The 15844-nt window shown below is 75.0% G+C and carries 15 protein-coding genes; 13 read left to right on the top strand and 2 right to left on the bottom strand.

Features of this window, described 5'->3' with window-relative positions; all coding sequences use genetic code 11:
* Position 1 precedes the first annotated feature (1 nt).
* The 10 genes from CRP51_RS12950 (at position 2) to CRP51_RS12905 (ending at position 8729) form a co-directional block, all read left to right on the top strand.
* Entirely contained in the window at positions 2-1021 is a 1020-nt protein-coding gene (locus tag CRP51_RS12950; RefSeq protein WP_097231274.1) for an alpha-ketoacid dehydrogenase subunit beta, read from the top strand.
* Positions 1018-2301: a dihydrolipoamide acetyltransferase family protein gene (locus CRP51_RS12945; RefSeq protein ID WP_097231273.1), complete on the top strand. Its 1284-nt coding sequence runs from the start codon at positions 1018-1020 to the stop codon at positions 2299-2301. The genes CRP51_RS12950 and CRP51_RS12945 overlap by 4 nt, the downstream gene beginning before the upstream one ends.
* 43 nt (positions 2302-2344) lie before the next feature.
* Entirely contained in the window at positions 2345-3157 is an 813-nt protein-coding gene (locus tag CRP51_RS12940; RefSeq protein WP_245880554.1) for an enoyl-CoA hydratase/isomerase family protein, read from the top strand.
* A 56-nt stretch (positions 3158-3213) separates the two neighbouring features.
* Positions 3214-4179 (top strand): 1,2-phenylacetyl-CoA epoxidase subunit PaaA, encoded by a 966-nt coding sequence (gene paaA / locus CRP51_RS12935; protein ID WP_097231269.1) that lies wholly within the window; start codon positions 3214-3216, stop codon positions 4177-4179.
* Positions 4176-4478, top strand: coding sequence for a 1,2-phenylacetyl-CoA epoxidase subunit PaaB (gene paaB / locus CRP51_RS12930; RefSeq protein ID WP_212615896.1), 303 nt, complete (start codon positions 4176-4178; stop codon positions 4476-4478). Before paaA ends, paaB begins: the two co-directional genes overlap by 4 nt.
* A gap of 33 nt (positions 4479-4511) precedes the next feature.
* A complete protein-coding gene (gene paaC, locus CRP51_RS12925) occupies positions 4512-5360 on the top strand; it encodes a 1,2-phenylacetyl-CoA epoxidase subunit PaaC (protein WP_097231268.1) in 849 nt (282 codons plus the stop codon).
* Complete coding sequence (gene paaD, locus CRP51_RS12920; protein WP_097231266.1) at positions 5354-5857, top strand: 1,2-phenylacetyl-CoA epoxidase subunit PaaD; 504 nt, start codon at positions 5354-5356, stop codon at positions 5855-5857. Before paaC ends, paaD begins: the two co-directional genes overlap by 7 nt.
* Complete coding sequence (gene paaE / locus CRP51_RS12915; protein ID WP_097231265.1) at positions 5857-6957, top strand: 1,2-phenylacetyl-CoA epoxidase subunit PaaE; 1101 nt, start codon at positions 5857-5859, stop codon at positions 6955-6957. The genes paaD and paaE overlap by 1 nt, the downstream gene beginning before the upstream one ends.
* A 76-nt stretch (positions 6958-7033) precedes the next feature.
* A complete protein-coding gene (locus tag CRP51_RS12910; RefSeq protein WP_097231337.1) occupies positions 7034-7702 on the top strand; it encodes a HEAT repeat domain-containing protein in 669 nt (222 codons plus the stop codon).
* 13 nt (positions 7703-7715) lie between these two features.
* Positions 7716-8729: a MerR family transcriptional regulator gene (locus tag CRP51_RS12905; protein WP_097231263.1), complete on the top strand. Its 1014-nt coding sequence runs from the start codon at positions 7716-7718 to the stop codon at positions 8727-8729.
* Between the two features lie 13 nt (positions 8730-8742).
* On the opposite strand, the gene CRP51_RS12900 is transcribed toward CRP51_RS12905, so the two are convergent.
* Entirely contained in the window at positions 8743-9846 is a 1104-nt protein-coding gene (locus CRP51_RS12900; protein ID WP_097231262.1) for a glycoside hydrolase family 62 protein, read from the bottom strand.
* A 536-nt stretch (positions 9847-10382) separates the two neighbouring features.
* Here CRP51_RS12900 and CRP51_RS12895 point away from each other — a divergent pair.
* From CRP51_RS12895 to CRP51_RS12885, 3 genes are all read left to right on the top strand, one after another.
* Positions 10383-12023 (top strand): glycoside hydrolase family 43 protein, encoded by a 1641-nt coding sequence (locus CRP51_RS12895; RefSeq protein WP_097231260.1) that lies wholly within the window; start codon positions 10383-10385, stop codon positions 12021-12023.
* A gap of 26 nt (positions 12024-12049) precedes the next feature.
* Positions 12050-13078 (top strand): endo-1,4-beta-xylanase, encoded by a 1029-nt coding sequence (locus CRP51_RS12890; RefSeq protein WP_097231259.1) that lies wholly within the window; start codon positions 12050-12052, stop codon positions 13076-13078.
* A 191-nt stretch (positions 13079-13269) separates the two neighbouring features.
* Positions 13270-14175, top strand: coding sequence for a CE1 family esterase (locus CRP51_RS12885; protein ID WP_097231257.1), 906 nt, complete (start codon positions 13270-13272; stop codon positions 14173-14175).
* 6 nt (positions 14176-14181) lie between these two features.
* On the opposite strand, the gene CRP51_RS12880 is transcribed toward CRP51_RS12885, so the two are convergent.
* On the bottom strand, positions 14182-15792 hold the full coding sequence (locus CRP51_RS12880) for a SulP family inorganic anion transporter (protein ID WP_097231336.1): 1611 nt from the start codon (positions 15790-15792) through the stop codon (positions 14182-14184).
* Between the last annotated feature and the right edge of the window lie 52 nt (positions 15793-15844).

Below are 15844 nucleotides of genomic sequence, written 5' to 3'. Positions count from 1 at the left end.
GATGGCGGCGGTGACGATGGCGGGGGCGTTGAACGGGGCACTGCGGGACGCGATGCGGGCCGACGGGGACGTGTTGGTCTTCGGCGAGGACGTGGGGCCGCTGGGCGGGGTTTTCCGGATCACTGACGGGTTGACGGCGGAATTCGGGGAGGAGCGGTGTTTCGACACGCCGCTCGCCGAGGCGGGAATTGTGGGACTGGCGGTGGGTCTCGCGATGGGCGGTTTCCGGCCGGTCGTGGAGATGCAGTTCGACGCTTTCGCCTATCCGGCTTTCGAGCAGATCGTCTCCCATGTGGCGAAGGCGCGTAACCGGACGCGGGGCCGGATGAACCTGCCGTTGGTGATTCGCATTCCGTTCGGCGGCGGGATCGGCGGGGTGGAGCACCACAGCGACTCAAGCGAGGCGTACTACGCGCACACGCCGGGGCTGAAGGTGGTGACGCCGGCGACGGCGGAGGACGCGTACTGGCTGCTGCGGGACGCGGTGGAGGATCCGGACCCGGTGGTGTTCATGGAGCCGAAGCGGCTGTACTGGGCGCGCGGGGAGCTGGACCGGGCGGCGCGGGCGGCGGGGCCGCTGGGGCGCGCGGTGGTGCGGCGGCCGGGGCGGGACGCGACGGTGGTGGCGTACGGGCCGGCGGTGCCGGTGGCGTTGGAGGCGGCGCGGGCGGCGGCGGGCGAGGGTGTCGAGCTGGAGGTGGTGGATCTGCGGTCGGTGGTGCCGCTGGACGACGCGACGGTGACGGCGTCGGTGCGGCGCACCGGCCGGTGTGTGGTGGTGCAGGAGGCGCAGGGCTTCGCGGGGGTGGGGGCGGAGGTGGCGGCGCGGGTGCAGGAGCGGTGTTTCCACTCGTTGGCGGCGCCGGTGCTGCGGGTCGCCGGGTTCGACGTGCCGTATCCCCCGCCGGTGGTGGAGGCGGCGCATCTGCCGGGCGTGGGGCGGGTGTTGGACGCGGTGTTCCGGTTGCAGTTCGACGACGAGCCGGACCGGACGCACGAGGTGTCGGAGGTGGCGTCGTGACGGGCGGCGCCGGGCGGGAGTTCCGGCTGCCGGATCTGGGCGAGGGGCTGACGGAGGCGGAGGTCCTGACGTGGCGGGTCGCCGTCGGGGACGTGGTGGCGGTGGACGAGGTGGTGGCCGAGGTGGAGACGGCGAAGGCGGCGGTCGAGGTACCGGTGCCGTTCGGCGGGCGGGTGGTGGCCCTGCACGCGGCGGTGGGCGGACGGGTCGGGGTGGGCGAGCCGCTGGTGACGGTGGCCGAGACGGAGACGGAGACGGTGGCCGGGGCGGAGGCGGGCGGCGGGGGCGGCCCGTCGGCGTCGGGGCCGGTGCTGGTCGGGTACGGCACGGCGCCGGGGAGCGGCGGAGCGCGCCGGGGGCGGGCGCGCCGGGGGGCGCGTGCGCCGGAGCGGGCGCCGGCGGGTGGCGGGACGGCGGGGGCTCCCCGGGCGATCTCGCCGCTGGTGCGGCGGTTGGCGGCGGAGCACGGGCTGGACCTGGGGGCGCTCGCCGCCCGGGTGCCGGGCGGGGTGGTGCGCCGGCGCGACGTGGAGGCGGCGCTCGCCGCGCGGGAGCCGGCCCTCGCGGAGCCCGAGGGCGCCCCGGACGGGGAGGTGCGGGTGCCGCTGCGCGGGGTGCGGCGGGCGATGGCGGAACGGGTGGCGCGCAGCCGGCGGGAGATCCCCGACGCCTCGGCGTGGGTGGATGTCGACGCGACCGAGCTGGTCGCGGTGCGGGACGAACTGCGTTCGGCCGCACCGGAGTTGGGGATCGGGCTGCTGGCTCTGGTGGCGCGGGTGTGCCTGGCGGGGCTGGCGCGGTTCCCCGAGCTGAACGCGCGGGTCGACACCGGGCGCGGGGAGCTGGTGCGGCTGCGGGGGGTGAACCTCGGCGTCGCGGCGCAGACCGAACGGGGGCTGGTCGTCCCGGTGGTGCGGGACGCCGAGCGGCTGACGACGGCCGCGCTCGCGGCGCGGCTGCGGGAGCTGACGGGGGCGGCGAAGGAGGGCACGCTGGCGCCGGCGGCCCTGACGGGCGGCACGTTCACGGTGAACAACTACGGGGTGTTCGGGGTGGACGGGTCGACGCCGATCATCAACCACCCGGAGGCGGGAATGCTGGGGATGGGACGGATCGTCCGGCGGCCGTGGGTGGTGGACGGGGAGCTGGCGGTGCGGTGGGTGACGCAGCTGTCGGTGACGTTCGACCACCGGGTGTGCGACGGCGGGGTGGCCGGTGGGTTCCTGCGGTTCGTCGCCGACCGGGTGGAGCGGCCGGCGCTGCTGGTGGCCGAGCTGTGAGGGCGGACGCGGGGCACGGGCGGCGGACCTCACGAACGGAGGGATGAGCATGGGCATCGACATCACGGCCGGGGAAGCGGAGCCGCCGCGTGTGGTCTCGCGCCGCGAGGGGGACGTGGCGGTGATCGAGCTGTGCCGCCCCTCGGTGGACGCGCCGACCAGACGCGCGCTGCTGGCGGCGGTGCGGGAGGTCGCGGCGGCGGAAGCGGTGCGGGCGGTGGTGCTGGCGGGCAGCGGTGGCGCGTTCTGCCGGGGGCAGGACCTGAAGGAGCACGCGGCGGCCCTGCGGGGCGGCGCCCAGGAGGCGTTCTCCTGCGTGGAACGGGAGTACAACCCGCTGGTCACCGCGCTGCTCGCGGTGGAGGTGCCGCTGGTCGTCGCCGTGGAGGGCGCCTGCGTGGGCGCGGGGCTCGGGCTGGCGCTGACGGGCGACGTGCGGGTGGTGGCCGAGGGGGCGACGTTCGCGACGGCGTTCGCGGGGGTCGGGCTGGCCGCCGACTCGGGGTTGAGCGTGTCGCTGGCGCGGGCGGTCGGGCCCTCGCGGGCGGCGGGGCTCTTCCTGCTGGGCGACCGGTTCGGGGCGGCCGAGGCCCTGGCATGGGGCCTGGCGCACCGGGTGGTGGCCAGGGGCGCGGCGCTGGAGGAGTCCCTGGCGCTGGCGCGGGAGCTGGCGCGGGGGCCGACGGCCGCGTTCCGCGAGGTGAAGGCGCTGCTGCGGGAGGCGGCCGAGCCGGACTGGCCGGCGGCGCTGGCGCGGGAGGCGGCGGCCCAGACCCGGCTGGGCGCGACCGGGGACCACGCGGGCGCGGTGGCGGCGTTCCTCGCCCGGGAGCGGCCCGCCTTCCGGGGGCGGTGAGGCACCGTGCGGCGCGTCGAGGTGGACGACGGAACGGAACCGACGGGAGGTCGGCGATGACCACGGAGGCGGACGAGCCGGAGCTGCGGGCGCACTTCGAGGAGACGGTGGCCGCGGACCGGCGGGTGGAGCCGCGCGACTGGATGCCCGAGGCGTACCGGGCGACGCTGGTGCGGCAGATCGCGCAGCACGCGCACTCGGAGATCATCGGTATGCAGCCGGAGGGCGACTGGATCACGCGCGCGCCCTCGCTGCGCCGCAAGGCGATCCTGTGGGCGAAGGTCCAGGACGAGGCCGGCCACGGGCTGTATCTGTACGGGGCGGCGGAGACGCTGGGCGCCGACCGGGACGACCTGACGCGGCGGCTGCTGGAGGGGCGCCAGAAGTACTCGTCGATCTTCAACTACCCGGCGGCGACGTTCGCCGACGTCGGGGTGATCGGCTGGCTGGTGGACGGCGCGGCGATCTGCAACCAGGTGCCGCTGTGCCGTTCCTCCTACGGCCCCTACGCGCGGGCGATGGTGCGGGTCTGCAAGGAGGAGTCCTTCCACCAGCGGCAGGGGTACGAGCTGCTGTGGACGATGACGCGCGGCACGGCGGCGCAGCGGGAGATGGTGCAGGACGCGGTGGACCGCTGGTGGTGGCCGTCGCTGATGATGTTCGGTCCGCCGGACGCGGCGTCGCCGAACTCGGAGCGCTCCATGGCGTGGCGCGTCAAGCGGCACTCCAACGACGAGCTGCGGCAGCGTTTCGTCGACATGACGGTGCCGCAGGCGGACCGGCTCGGGGTGACGCTGCCCGACCCGGAGCTGCGGTGGAACGAGGAGCGCGGCCGTTACGACTTCGGCACGCCGGACTTCGCCGAGCTGGCGCGGGTGATCGGCGGTGACGGGCCGTGCAACCGGGAGCGGATCGCCCGGCGCACGGCGGCGCACGAGGACGGCGCGTGGGTGCGGGAGGCCGCCGCCGCGCACGCGGAACGGCGCGCACGGCGCGCGGACGGGGCGGGGGTGGCGCGGTGAGCGGCACGGAGGCGGTGGACGGCGGCTGGCCGTTGTTCGAGGTGTTCGTGCGCGGCAAGCGCGGGCTGAACCACGTGCACGTGGGTTCGCTGCGGGCGGCCGACGCGCGGATGGCGCTGACCCACGCGCGCGACCTGTACACCCGCAGGAACGAGGGCGTCAGCATCTGGGTGGTGCGCTCCGCGGACGTGACGGCGTCGGCGCCCGACGAGCGGGACCCGTTCTTCGCGCCGAGCGGCGACAAGGTGTACCGGCATCCGACGTTCTACGAGATTCCCCATGACGTGCCGCACATCTGACGCGGCGGAGCCGACGGCGAAGGGCGGTGCGCGGTGAACGGCACGGGCGGGGAAGGGGACGGGCCGGGCGACGCGCGCTGGGCGTTCGGCACCGGCTTCGAGGACCCGCTGCACGGGGTGGCGGTCGAGCCGCCGCCCGGCGCGGACGGCGCGGCAGTGGCGCGGGTCTGCGTCGCGCTGGCCGACGACGCGCTGGTCGGCGCGCAGCGGCTGGCCGAGTGGGTCACGTGCGCGCCGGAGCTGGAGATCGAGCTGGCGCTGGCCAACGTCGGTCTCGACCTGCTGGGGCAGGCGCGGCTGCTGTATGCGCGGGCCGGTCAGGTGGACGGCAGCGGGCGGGGCGAGGACGACTTCGCGTACCGGCGGGCCGCGGCGGAGTTCCGCTGTCTGCGGCTGGCGGAACTCCCGCGCGGCGACTTCGCGTTCACCGCGCTGCGGATGCTGGCGCTGTCGTCAGCGCGGCTCGCGGTGCTGGACGGGCTGCGGGGCGCGGCGGACCCGGTGCTGGCGGCGGTCGCGGAGCGGGGTGTCACGGAGGTGACCTACCACCGGCTGTTCGCCGCCGAGTGGGTGGTGCGGCTCGGCGACGGCACCGACGTGTCGCGCGGCCGGCTGGGGCGCGCGGTCGAAGAGGCCGGGCCGTGGCTGGCGGAGGTCTGGGACGACGCGGTGGGGGCGGAGCTGGGGGTGGCGCCGGGCGCGGTGCGGGCGGCGTGCGCGGCGGACTGGGGCCGGGTGGCGCGGGAGGCGGGGGTGCCGCTCCCGGTGCCGGTGCCGGTCGGGGGCTCCGGCGGCCGGGCGGGCGTGCACACCGCCCATCTGCCGGTGCTGCTTGCCGAGTTGCAGGGCGTGGCGCGCGCGCATCCGGGGGCGTCGTGGTGACGGCGGCGGAGGCGTTGGCGTGGCGGGCCGCGGGCGGGGTGCCGGACCCGGAGCTGCCGGTGGTGACGGTCGCGGAGCTGGGCATGGTGCGCGGCGTGGCGTGTGACGGCGCCGGCGGCGTGGTGGTGCGGCTGGCGCCGACCTACGCGGGCTGCCCGGCGGTGGCGGAGATCCGGGCCGACGTGGCGGCGGCGCTGCGGGGCGCGGGCTTCGCGCGCGTCGAGGTGGAGACGGTGTGGTCGCCGCCGTGGACGTCGGAGTGGATCACCGAGGCGGGGCGGCGGAAGCTGGCGGCCGCCGGCATCGCGCCGCCGGGCGCGGCGCCCGCGCGCGGGCCGGTGGCGCTGACGCTGTCGGCGACGCGGCCGGCCGTGCCGTGCCCGCGCTGCGGGGCGCGCGGGACGGAGGAGGTCTCGCGCAGCGGCGGGACGCTGTGCACCGCGCTGTGGCGGTGCCGTGCCTGCCGGGAACCGTTCGCACATCTCAGGGAGGTCTGATGGGTGCGCCCGCCTCGGCGGCCCCGGCGTCACGGCGCGGGGTCTTCCACCGGCTGCGGATCGCGCGGGTGGAGCGGCTGTGCGGCGACGCGGTCGCGGTGACGTTCGCGGTGCCGGAGGCGCTGGCCGACGCGTTCGCGTTCGCGCCGGGGCAGTGGCTGACGGTGCGGCGGTGGGTGGACGGGCGGGAGGAGCGCCGTTCCTACTCGCTCTGCGCGGAGGCCGGCGCGCCGCCCAGGATCGGGGTGCGGCGGGTGCCCGGCGGTCTGGTCTCCCCGTGGTTCGTGGAGAGCGCGGCGCCGGGCGACGAGGTGGAGGTGGCGCCGCCGTCGGGGACGTTCACCCCCGATCTGTCGGTGCCCGACCACCATGTGCTGGTGGCGGCGGGCTCGGGCGTCACGCCCATGGTGTCGATCGCCGCGTCGGTGCTGCGGCGCTCCCCGGGCGGGCGGGTCACGCTGCTGTACGGGAACCGGGCGAGCGACACGGTGATGTTCGCCGACGAGCTGGCGGAGCTGAAGGACGCCCACCCCACCCGGTTCCAGCTGGTGCACGTGCTCTCCCGGGAGCCGCGCGAGGTCGACGTGCTGTCGGGCCGGCTGGACGGGCCCCGGCTGGCGCTGTTGGCGCGGGCGCTGCTCGATCCCGGCGTGGCGCACCGGTGGTGGCTGTGCGGGCCGCTGCCGATGGTGGTCGAGGCGCGTCAGGCGCTGGCGCGGCTGGGGGTGGCGCCGGAGCGGGTGCGCGGGGAGCTGTTCCACGCGGCGGACGAGGAGCCGCCCCCGGCGCGGCGGGCGGCGGGGCCGGCCGGGCCCGAAGGTCCGACGAGCCGGGTGACGGTGGTGCTGGACGGGCGGGCCAGCACGGTGGCGCTGCCGGCGGGCGGGCGGGTGCTGGACGGGGCGCAACGGGCGCGCCCCGAGCTGCCGTTCGCCTGCCGGGGCGGGGTGTGCGGCACGTGCCGGGCGCGGGTGGTCGAGGGGCGGGCGGTGATGCGGCGGAACTTCGCGCTGGAGCCGGCGGAGGTGGCGGCCGGGTACGTGCTGACCTGCCAGGCGGTGCCGGACTCGGAGGCACTGACCCTGGACTACGACGGCTGAACGGCGCGGGCGGGCGGAACGGGTTTGACTCTGACACGGTGGCAAGGTCTTCACTGTGCCGGAGGAGGTGGTCCCGATGACCATGGTGGAACGGGGGGCGGCCGGGTCGCCGGCCTTCCGCGCGCTGGCGCACGACGACGCGCAGATACGGATGCGGGCGGCGATGGCGGTGGGTTCGGCGCCGGACGACCGGTATGTGGCGGGGCTGGTGCAGCGGTGCGCGGTGGAGCCGGAGTTCTTCGTGCGGGAGACGCTGACCTGGGCGCTGACCCGTCATCCGGCGGCGCTGACCGTTCCCGCGCTCGTGGCCGAGCTGCGTTCGGACCGTGCGCGGGCGCGAAGCCAGGCGTTGCACACGCTCTCCAAGATCGGGGACGTCTCGGCCTGGCCGGCGATCACGTCGGCGCTGCTGCGGGACGCCGACGACGAGGTGGCGCGCACCGCGTGGCGGACGGCGGTCGGGCTCGCGCCCGAGACGGAACGCCCTGCGCTGGCCGTGGAGTTGGGGGGCCAGTTGGGGCGCGGGACGCGGGAGACACAGTTGAGTCTGAGCCGGGCGCTGATCGCGCTCGGGGAGGCGGGCGAGCCCGTGCTGGCGGCCGCGAGCACCGGGGCGGAGCCGGCGGCGCGGGTGCACGCGTTGGCCACGCGGAAGCTGGCGCGCGACCCGGAGGCGAGCTTCGCACTCGCGATCGAGGAGGCCAGGCGCCTGGTGGCGTCCGCGCCGGGGGACGAGGCGGGATGAGAGGCGTCACGGGGTGCTGATCGGCGAGGTGGCGCGCCGCGCGGGGGTCAGCGCGCGGATGCTGCGGCACTACGAGGAGCTGGGGCTGGTGCGGCCGACCGGGCGCACCGAGGGCGGCTACCGGGAGTACTCGGAGGAGGACGTCCGGCGGATCTTCCACATCGAGAGCCTGCGGTCGCTGGGTCTTTCGCTGCGCGAGGTCGGGCGGGCGCTGGACGACCCGGACTTCGCGCCGGGGCGGTTGGTGGACGACCTGATCGACCGCACGCGGGAACGTCTCGCGCGCGAGACGGAGCTGCTGACCCGGCTGCGGCGCATCGGCGCGGCGGGGCCCGCCGGCTGGGACGACGTGCTGCGGACGGTCGCGCTGCTCCAGGCGCTGCGCTCGCCGAGCGCGGGGCGTCGGCAGCGCGCGGCCCTGTCGTCGGTGGAGACGGTGCCGGCGGAGGCGCTGGTCGAGGCGGTGCTGCGAGAGCGGGACCCGCATGTCGCCGGCGCGCTGCGCTGGGCGCTGGCCCGGTCCGGCGGTGCCGGGCTCGCGGCGCTGGGCGAGGCGCTGCGCTCCCCCGCCGCCGAGGTGCGCGAGCGCGCGGTGCGGGCGCTCGCCGAGGTGGCGGGTGAGGGGAGCGCGGGTGAGGAGGCCGACGCGCTGCTACGCCGCGCGCTGGCCGACGACGCCCCGGTGGTGCGCCGGCACGCGGCGCTGGCGCTGGGGGCGCGCGGCGCAGGCGAGGTGATCCCGGCGCTGCTCGACCTGCTGGTGGAGGAGACCCGCGAGGTGGAGGCCGCCGACGCGCTCGGCGCGTTGGCGGACCACCCCGGGGTGGCCGACCGGATCGCGACCGGGATCGTGGGGCGTCTCGCGGAGCCCGCGGTCGCAGCCCCGGCGCGCCTGCGTCTGGTGCAGGCGCTCACCGACATCCCGGGCCCGACGGCGGCCCGCGCCCTGGCGGAGCTGGCGCGGGAGCCGACGGGCCCGGTGGCGCTGACGGCGCGTTACGCGCTGCGGCTGCGCGCCTCGCGGTGAGGGGGACCGCCGGTCAGCAGGTGCCCGTGGTGTTGGTCGCGAGACCCAGCCGGTAGGGCAGTTGGGAGTACTCGCCCCCGGCGGAGGGGTCCAGGCCCTGGTAGAGCAGCCGGATGTCGCAGGGGTCGATGGCCATGGTCTGGTCGGGCGTGGTGCGCAGGAGTTCGCCGTGGCTGATGTCCTGGGTCCACGCGTCGCCGTTCTCGAACGAGACGTTGTTGCTGCGGGCGAAGGGGTTGTCCTGGGTGTCGGCCAGCGGCTGCCACTGCCCGTCCAGTCCCTCGGCCGTGAAGGAGCGGTACCAGCGCCGGCCGTCCGAGCCGATCGCCTCCCACAGCAGCAGGTAGGTGTCGGTGTCCCCGACCTGGTAGACGGCGCCGCCCTCGAAGAGGTTGTTGCCGGAGTCCTCCAGGACGATCCGCGTGTTGCCGAAGCCGTTGGGGAAGTCGGCCAGGGTGGTCTCCGACCGGTAGACGTGGCCGTTGTCGTCGGCGGAGAACAGGTAGCACATGGAGTCGTCGCAGATGACGAAGAAGTCCAGCCAGTTGCCGTTGCCGATGTTCTCCTCGACGACGTCCGGGACGCTGTCCATGAAGTTGCGCGGCGCCGACCAGCTGCCGGGGTCGTTGATGTCCGTCGTGGTGGAGAACGAGGGCAGCCCGGTCTGGTAGACGAGGTACCACTCGTCGTGGGGCGCGAAGTAGAACGCGTGGGGTGCCGCCCGGTAGCCGCCGCCGATGGCGGAGGACGCCTCCAGGTCGGTCTGCGCGCCGGCACCGGCCTGGGACCAGTCGGTGAAGCTGGTGTGGGCCAGCCCCCAGTCGCCGGCGGTGTCGACCCTGGTGAAGAAGACGTGCCACCTCCCGTCCTGGTCCTGCACCACGGACGGGTCCTTGGCCGCGACCGAACCGAGCCCGGAGTGGGGGGAGATCAGCGGGCCGGTGGAGGACCACTGGAAGGTGGTGGGCAGCTCGGCCCGGGGCTCCACCGTGGGCGCGGCGGCGGGCGCCGGGTCGCCGGAGGCCGGCCCGGCCACCAGCGCCAGGGTCACCCCGAGGAGCGCCGTCAGGGTGGCGGTCAGGAAGCGTAAACGGGGGCGGTGTTCCGCTGAGGACATGGCAGGGGGACTCCCTCACGGATCGGATGGCGGGTGTGGTGCCGCGGTCGCCGGCGAACGAGAGCCGCACCCCGGCGCGTTCGGCATTTCGACCGGTGAACGTCCCACCGGACATCAGGTGATCCTAGGGAGCGGCGCGCCGGCGTCAACCCTTTCCACCCGAGGACGGGAAAAAGGCGGGCAGAAAACGTCGTCATGGCATTCCCGGGACCGTGAACGCGGTGTCCGGTTGACAGCACCCTCCGGCCGTCCGGGGTTTTGGAAGTTTTTCGGGACGGCCGGCCACGGTTTCGTTTTCCGGGGCCTGAACTCGAAGGACGAGGGAAATCCACGGCCATACCGCGGAAGGCGTTTCGAAAAAATTCGACGGACCGCGTTGACGCGCCGGAAACCCCTTCCTATTCTCTGTTCGCGCCATGGAACACGGTTCGACATCTCGAACTTGGCCTGGTGGGTGCGCGGTTGGCGCCTCCCGGGCCCGGCGCGCACCGCAGCGGTCCCTCCCCCCACGAGCCGCTTCCGGAAGGACTTCCGCCATGTCCCCCACCCCCCGCCCCAGCCGTCGCGGCCTGCTCTCCGGGGCGACCGGCCTCGGCCTGGCCGCCGCGCTCCCCTGGAGCGCCGCGTCCCCCCACGCGGCGGCCACCACGGCCCCCGCGCCCCCGGCCGGGCTCCGCCCCCGGGCGCTCTTCGACAACCCCGTCCTGTGGCAGGACTTCGCCGACATCGACGTCATCCGCGTCGGCGACACCTTCTACTACTCGGCCTCGACCATGCACTACTCCCCCGGCGCGCCCGTGCTGCGCTCCTGGAACCTGGTCGACTGGGAGTTCGCGGGGCACTCCGTCCCGCGCCTGGACTTCGGCGCCAAGTACGACATGGAGGGCGGCCGCGCCTACGTCGCCGGGATCTGGGCCTCCACCCTCAACCACCGGGCGAGCGAGGGCCGTTTCTACTGGCTGGGACAGACCGACTTCTCCCTCAGCCACGTGTACACGGCCACCGACGTCGAGGCCGAGTGGGAGAAGGTCGCCACGCTTCCCCGCGCCTACTACGACGCCGGCCTGCTCTTCGACGGCGACACCCCGTACGTGGCGTACGGCAACACGCGCATCTCCGTGGCCCAGCTCTCCGACGACCTGACCGAAGAGGTCAGGAACGAGCAGGTGTTCGACACCCCCTCCGACATCGGCACGCTGGAGGGAGCCAGGTTCTACCGGATCAACGGCGACTACTACATCTTCCTCACCCGCCCGGCCAACGGCCAGTACATCCTCAAGGCCCCCTCCCCCTTCGGCCCCTACGAGCTGCGGGAGCTGCTGCTCGACCTGCCCGGGCCCATCCCGGGCGGCGGCGTGCCCCACCAGGGCGGGCTGGTCGACACGCCCGGCGGCGACTGGTACTACCTCGCGTTCGTGGACGCCTACCCCGGTGGACGGGTCCCGGCGCTCGCCCCCGTCAGCTGGACGGCGGACGGCTGGCCCGCGCTCCACCTCGTCGACGGCGCCTGGGGCTCCTCCTACCCGGAGCCCGCCGTTCCCCCGCCCCCGCGTCAACCGCGGCCGATGACCGGCCCCGACACCTTCGACGGCCCCACGCTCGCTCCCCGGTGGGAGTGGAACCACAACCCCGACCACGACCGCTTCGCCGTCGGCAACGGGCTCACCCTGTCGACCGCCACCGTGACCGACGACCTCTACTCCGCCCGCAACACCCTCACCCACCGCGTTCAGGGCCCCACCTCCACCGCGACCGTCGAGTTGGAGCACGAGGGGATGACCGACGGCGACCGGGCGGGCCTGGCCGTGCTGCGCGACTCCTCCGCCTGGATCGGCCTGATCCGCGAAGGCGGCGCCACCCGGCTGGCGATGGTCGACGACATCCGCATGGACGGCGACTGGAACACCGTCTCCACCGGGACCGAACGGGCCACCGCGGCCGTCGCCGGCACCCGCCTCTGGCTGCGCGTCACCGTCGACATCACCCCCGGCTCCGGCCGCCAGGCCCGTTTCTCCCACAGCGCGGACGGGTCCGCCTTCACGGATCTCGGCCCGGGCTTCGTTCTCCACCACGCCTGGCAGTTCTTCCTGGGCTACCGCTTCGCGCTCTTCCACCACGCCACCCGAGCGCTGGGCGGCAGCGTCCGGGTCGCCCGCTTCGACCTCACCACCCCGTGAACCGCCCCCGAACGAAGGAGATCGCCATGATCAGCACCTCCCCGAGACGGCGCGCCCGGCACCGCGTGCGGGCCACGCTCGCGGCCGTGACCAGCACCGGCCTGGCGGCCACCGGCCTCCTGGTCTTCGCCGGCTCCGCCCAGGCGGCGGACACGCTGGGCGGGGCCGCCGAGCAGAGCGGCCGGTACTACGGCGCCGCCGTCGCGCCGCACCTCCTCGGCGAGGCCGACTACGCGTCCACGTTGAACCGTGAGTTCAACAGCGTGGTGGCGGAGAACGTCATGAAGTGGGACGCCACCGAGCCCAACCGCGGCCAGTTCGACTTCAGCGGCGGCGACCAACTGGTCGCCCACGCCCAGGCGCAGGGCATGGAGGTGCGCGGCCACACCCTCGTCTGGCACGCCCAGCAGCCCTCCTGGGTCAACGGTCTGGGCGGCGACGACCTCCGCCGGGCGATGCTCGACCACATCGACGGCGTCGCCGGCCACTACGCGGGCCAGATCTCGTCCTGGGACGTGGTCAACGAGGCGTTCGAGTGGGACGGCAGCCGCCGCCAGTCCAACCTCCAGCAGCAACTCGGCGACGGCTGGATCGAGGAGGCCTTCCGCGCCGCCGACGCCGCCGACCCCCAGGCCAAGCTCTGCTACAACGACTTCGGCACGGACGGCATCAACGCCAAGAGCGACGGCATCTACGCCATGGTCCAGGACTTCCTCAACCGCGGCGTGCCCATCGACTGCGTCGGCTTCCAGAGCCACCTCGACGCCAACTCCGACCTCTCCAGCTACCAGGCGAACCTGCAGCGCTTCGCCGACCTGGGCGTCGACGTCGAGATCACCGAACTCGACATCGGCGGCTCCGGCAGCGCCCAGGCCAACGCCTACCGCCAGGTCACCGAGGCGTGCCTGGCCGTCTCCCGCTGCACCGGCATCACCATCTGGGGCTTCACCGACCGGCACTCCTGGCGCGCGGACGACACCCCGCTGCTCTTCGACACCAACTACCAGAAGAAGGAGGCCTACCACGCGGTCCTCGACGCCCTGAACGCGGCCTAGCCGCGGTTCCTGCGGAAGCGGAACCGGGGCCGGAACCGGAACCGGAAAGCACTGCGACGCGCGCGCGTTTCCGCTCGGGGCGCGTCGACAACGAAAGGCGTCGTCCCGTACCGCTTCCCGCTTCCCGCTTCCCGCTTCCCGCGCCGAAAGGAAATCGACATCCCCATGTCAGCGACACGGAAGGGGTTTTCATGAAACTCCGATTCACCGCCGTCCCCGTTATCGTCGCCGCCCTGCTGGCCCTGGGCACCGGCGGTTCGGCGCTCGGCGCCAGCGCCGACCAGGCCCCGGCCACCGCGCCCGGCACCTCCGAGGCCACGGCCGGATGCGGCAGTGACCCCGGCCTCACCGACGGCACCCACACCGTCCAAAGCGGCGGCCAGGACCGCTCGTTCATCCTCGACATCCCCGACACCTACGACAACGACCACCCCCACCGGCTGGTGCTGGGCTTCCACTGGTGGGGCGGAACGGCGGCCGACGTCGCGACCGGCCAGACCGTGGAGACCGGCACCTGGGCGTACTACGGGCTGAAGCGGCTGGCCGGCGACAGCACCATCTTCGTGGCACCGCAGGGCCTGGACAACGCGTGGCCCAACACCGGTGGCCAGGACGTCGCCTTCGTCGACGAACTGCTCCGCACGCTGGAGGAGAACCTCTGCGTCGAGACCAACCAGCGGTTCTCGGTCGGCTTCAGCTACGGCGGCGCCATGAGCTACTCCCTGGCCTGCTCACGCCCCGACGTCTTCCGCGCGGTCGCCGCCTACGGCTCGCCGGGCCCGGTCAGCGGGTGCGACGGCGGCACCGAGCCGGTCGCCTACTTCGGGGCGCACGGTGTCGGTGACAGCGACGGACACGCGGCGCTGCGGGACACGTTCGTGCGCAACAACGGCTGCGACGCGCAGGAGCCGCCGGCACCGGCGCCCGGCAGCCTCACCCACGTCACCACCGCCTACACCGGCTGCTCGGCCGACCACCCCGTCGTCTGGGCCGCCTTCGACGGCGGACACATCGCGGCACCGCGGGACGGGGCGCCCGGCGACGGCGGCGACTCGTGGCTGCCGAACGAGACCTGGGACTTCCTCACCCGGTTCTGACCGCGGTCAGGCGGGAGGCGCCGGCACCGCCCCCGGGCGTTCCCACCGCGCGCGAGCGGCGGCGAACGCCTCGGCGGTGGTGGCGCACTCCCGTGGGCCGAAGGGCGGTGGGGCGAGCGCGCCCACCGCGCGCAGCGCCTGCCGCTGCTCGGGGCGCACCCCGGAGAGCAGCACCGCGATGTCACGCCGCTCCAGCGCCCGCACCGCGTCCTTGAGGGCCAGGGCGCCGGTGGCGTCCACCGCGCTGACCCGTGCCAGGCACAGGATCACCACCCGCGCGTCGGTGACCTCGGACAGCTCCCGGAGCAGGCGGTGGGCGCCCGCGAAGAACAGCGGTCCTTCGACGCGGTAGGCCAGGATCCGTCCGTCCCAGCGCGTGCGCTCCTCCTCGCGCGCCACCGGCAGCTCGACCCGGGCGACGTTCCCGTGCCGGGCCACGGCACGCAGCGCCAGCACGCCGGCGACCAGCAGGCCGAGGATCACCGCGTACACCAGGTCCAGCACAACCGTGGCGAGCGCTGTCAGCACGAGGACGACGGCGTCGGCGCGGGTGGCTCTCGCCGTCGCGCGCAGCGAGGCGACATGCACCATGCGGATCGCCGTGGCGACCAGCACGCCGGCCAGGACCGCGAGGGGGATGCGGGAGACGAGCGGAGCCGCGGCGAACACGATCACCGTCAGGACGGCGGCGTGCGTCAGCGCGGCCAGCCGGGAGGCCGCGCCCGTGCGGACGTTGACCGCCGTGCGGGCGATCGCGCCGGTGGCGGGCACGCCGCCGAACAGCGGCGCGGCGATGTTCGCCACGCCCTGGCCGAACAGCTCGCGGTCCGGGTCGTGCCGCTGACCGGTCGTCATGCCGTCGGCGACCCGCGCCGAGAGCAGCGACTCCAGGGCCGCCAACGCGGCCACCGCGACCGCGGAGGGCAGCAGCGCCCCCAGGGCGCCGAGGTCGAGGAAGCCGAGGGAGGGGACGGGCAGCCCCGCCGGCAGGTCGCCGATCGGGGCGGCGGCGTCCAGGTGGAAGACCTCCGCCACGAGCGTCGCGGCCACCACCGCGATGATCGAGAACGGGAGGGAGGGCCGCCAGCGCGCACCGGCCAGCATCACCGCGACGACACCGGCGGCCAGCGACACGGCGGTCACGTTCGGGTCCCGCACGAACGACCCGACGGCGTGCCAGGCCACCGCCAGCACCCGCTCGCCCTCCGCGTCGGCGACACCGAGCGCGCCCGGCACCTGCTGGAGCGCGATCACGCAGGCGATGCCGAGGGTGAACCCCTCCACCACCGAGGCCGGCACGTAGGACATCCAGCGTCCCGCCCGCGCCAGGGCGAGGGCCACCAGCAGGAGTCCGGCGAGCAGACCGACCATCAGCACACCGCCGGCCCCGTGCGCCGCGACGATCGGCACCAGGACCACGGTCATCGCGCCGGTCGGGCCGGAGACCTGGAGGTGCGAACCGCCGAACACGGCGGCCAGCGCACCGGCGACCACGGCCGTCGCCAGGCCGGCCTCGGCGCCCAGCCCCGAGGAGACGCCGAACCCGAGCGCGAGCGGAAGCGCGACGATGGCCACGGTCAGCCCGGCCAGCAGGTCGCGGCGGGGGGAACGCCCCATCGCGGTCAGGTCGGCGCGGGAGGGCAGGAGGGAGCGGACCCGGGCGGCACCC

Source organism: Streptomyces zhaozhouensis (assembly GCF_900230195.1).
GTDB lineage: Bacteria > Actinomycetota > Actinomycetes > Streptomycetales > Streptomycetaceae > Streptomyces > Streptomyces zhaozhouensis.
The sequence above is the reverse complement of the archived record's forward strand: the minus strand, read 5'-3'. Positions and strand labels throughout refer to the sequence as shown.

What these genes read in the sequence shown, in the direction of transcription:
- CRP51_RS12950 (WP_097231274.1), top strand. Translation starts at nt 2, where the DNA reads ATGGCGGCGGTGACGATGGCGGGGGCGTTGAACGGGGCACTGCGGGAC.
- CRP51_RS12940 (WP_245880554.1), top strand. Translation starts at nt 2,345, where the DNA reads ATGAGCATGGGCATCGACATCACGGCCGGGGAAGCGGAGCCGCCGCGT.
- paaA (WP_097231269.1), top strand. Translation starts at nt 3,214, where the DNA reads ATGACCACGGAGGCGGACGAGCCGGAGCTGCGGGCGCACTTCGAGGAG.
- paaE (WP_097231265.1), top strand. Translation starts at nt 5,857, where the DNA reads ATGGGTGCGCCCGCCTCGGCGGCCCCGGCGTCACGGCGCGGGGTCTTC.
- CRP51_RS12910 (WP_097231337.1), top strand. Translation starts at nt 7,034, where the DNA reads ATGACCATGGTGGAACGGGGGGCGGCCGGGTCGCCGGCCTTCCGCGCG.
- CRP51_RS12900 (WP_097231262.1), bottom strand. Translation starts at nt 9,846, where the DNA reads ATGTCCTCAGCGGAACACCGCCCCCGTTTACGCTTCCTGACCGCCACC.
- CRP51_RS12895 (WP_097231260.1), top strand. Translation starts at nt 10,383, where the DNA reads ATGTCCCCCACCCCCCGCCCCAGCCGTCGCGGCCTGCTCTCCGGGGCG.
- CRP51_RS12890 (WP_097231259.1), top strand. Translation starts at nt 12,050, where the DNA reads ATGATCAGCACCTCCCCGAGACGGCGCGCCCGGCACCGCGTGCGGGCC.
- CRP51_RS12885 (WP_097231257.1), top strand. Translation starts at nt 13,270, where the DNA reads ATGAAACTCCGATTCACCGCCGTCCCCGTTATCGTCGCCGCCCTGCTG.
- CRP51_RS12880 (WP_097231336.1), bottom strand. Translation starts at nt 15,792, where the DNA reads ATGGGGCGTTCCCCCCGCCGCGACCTGCTGGCCGGGCTGACCGTGGCC.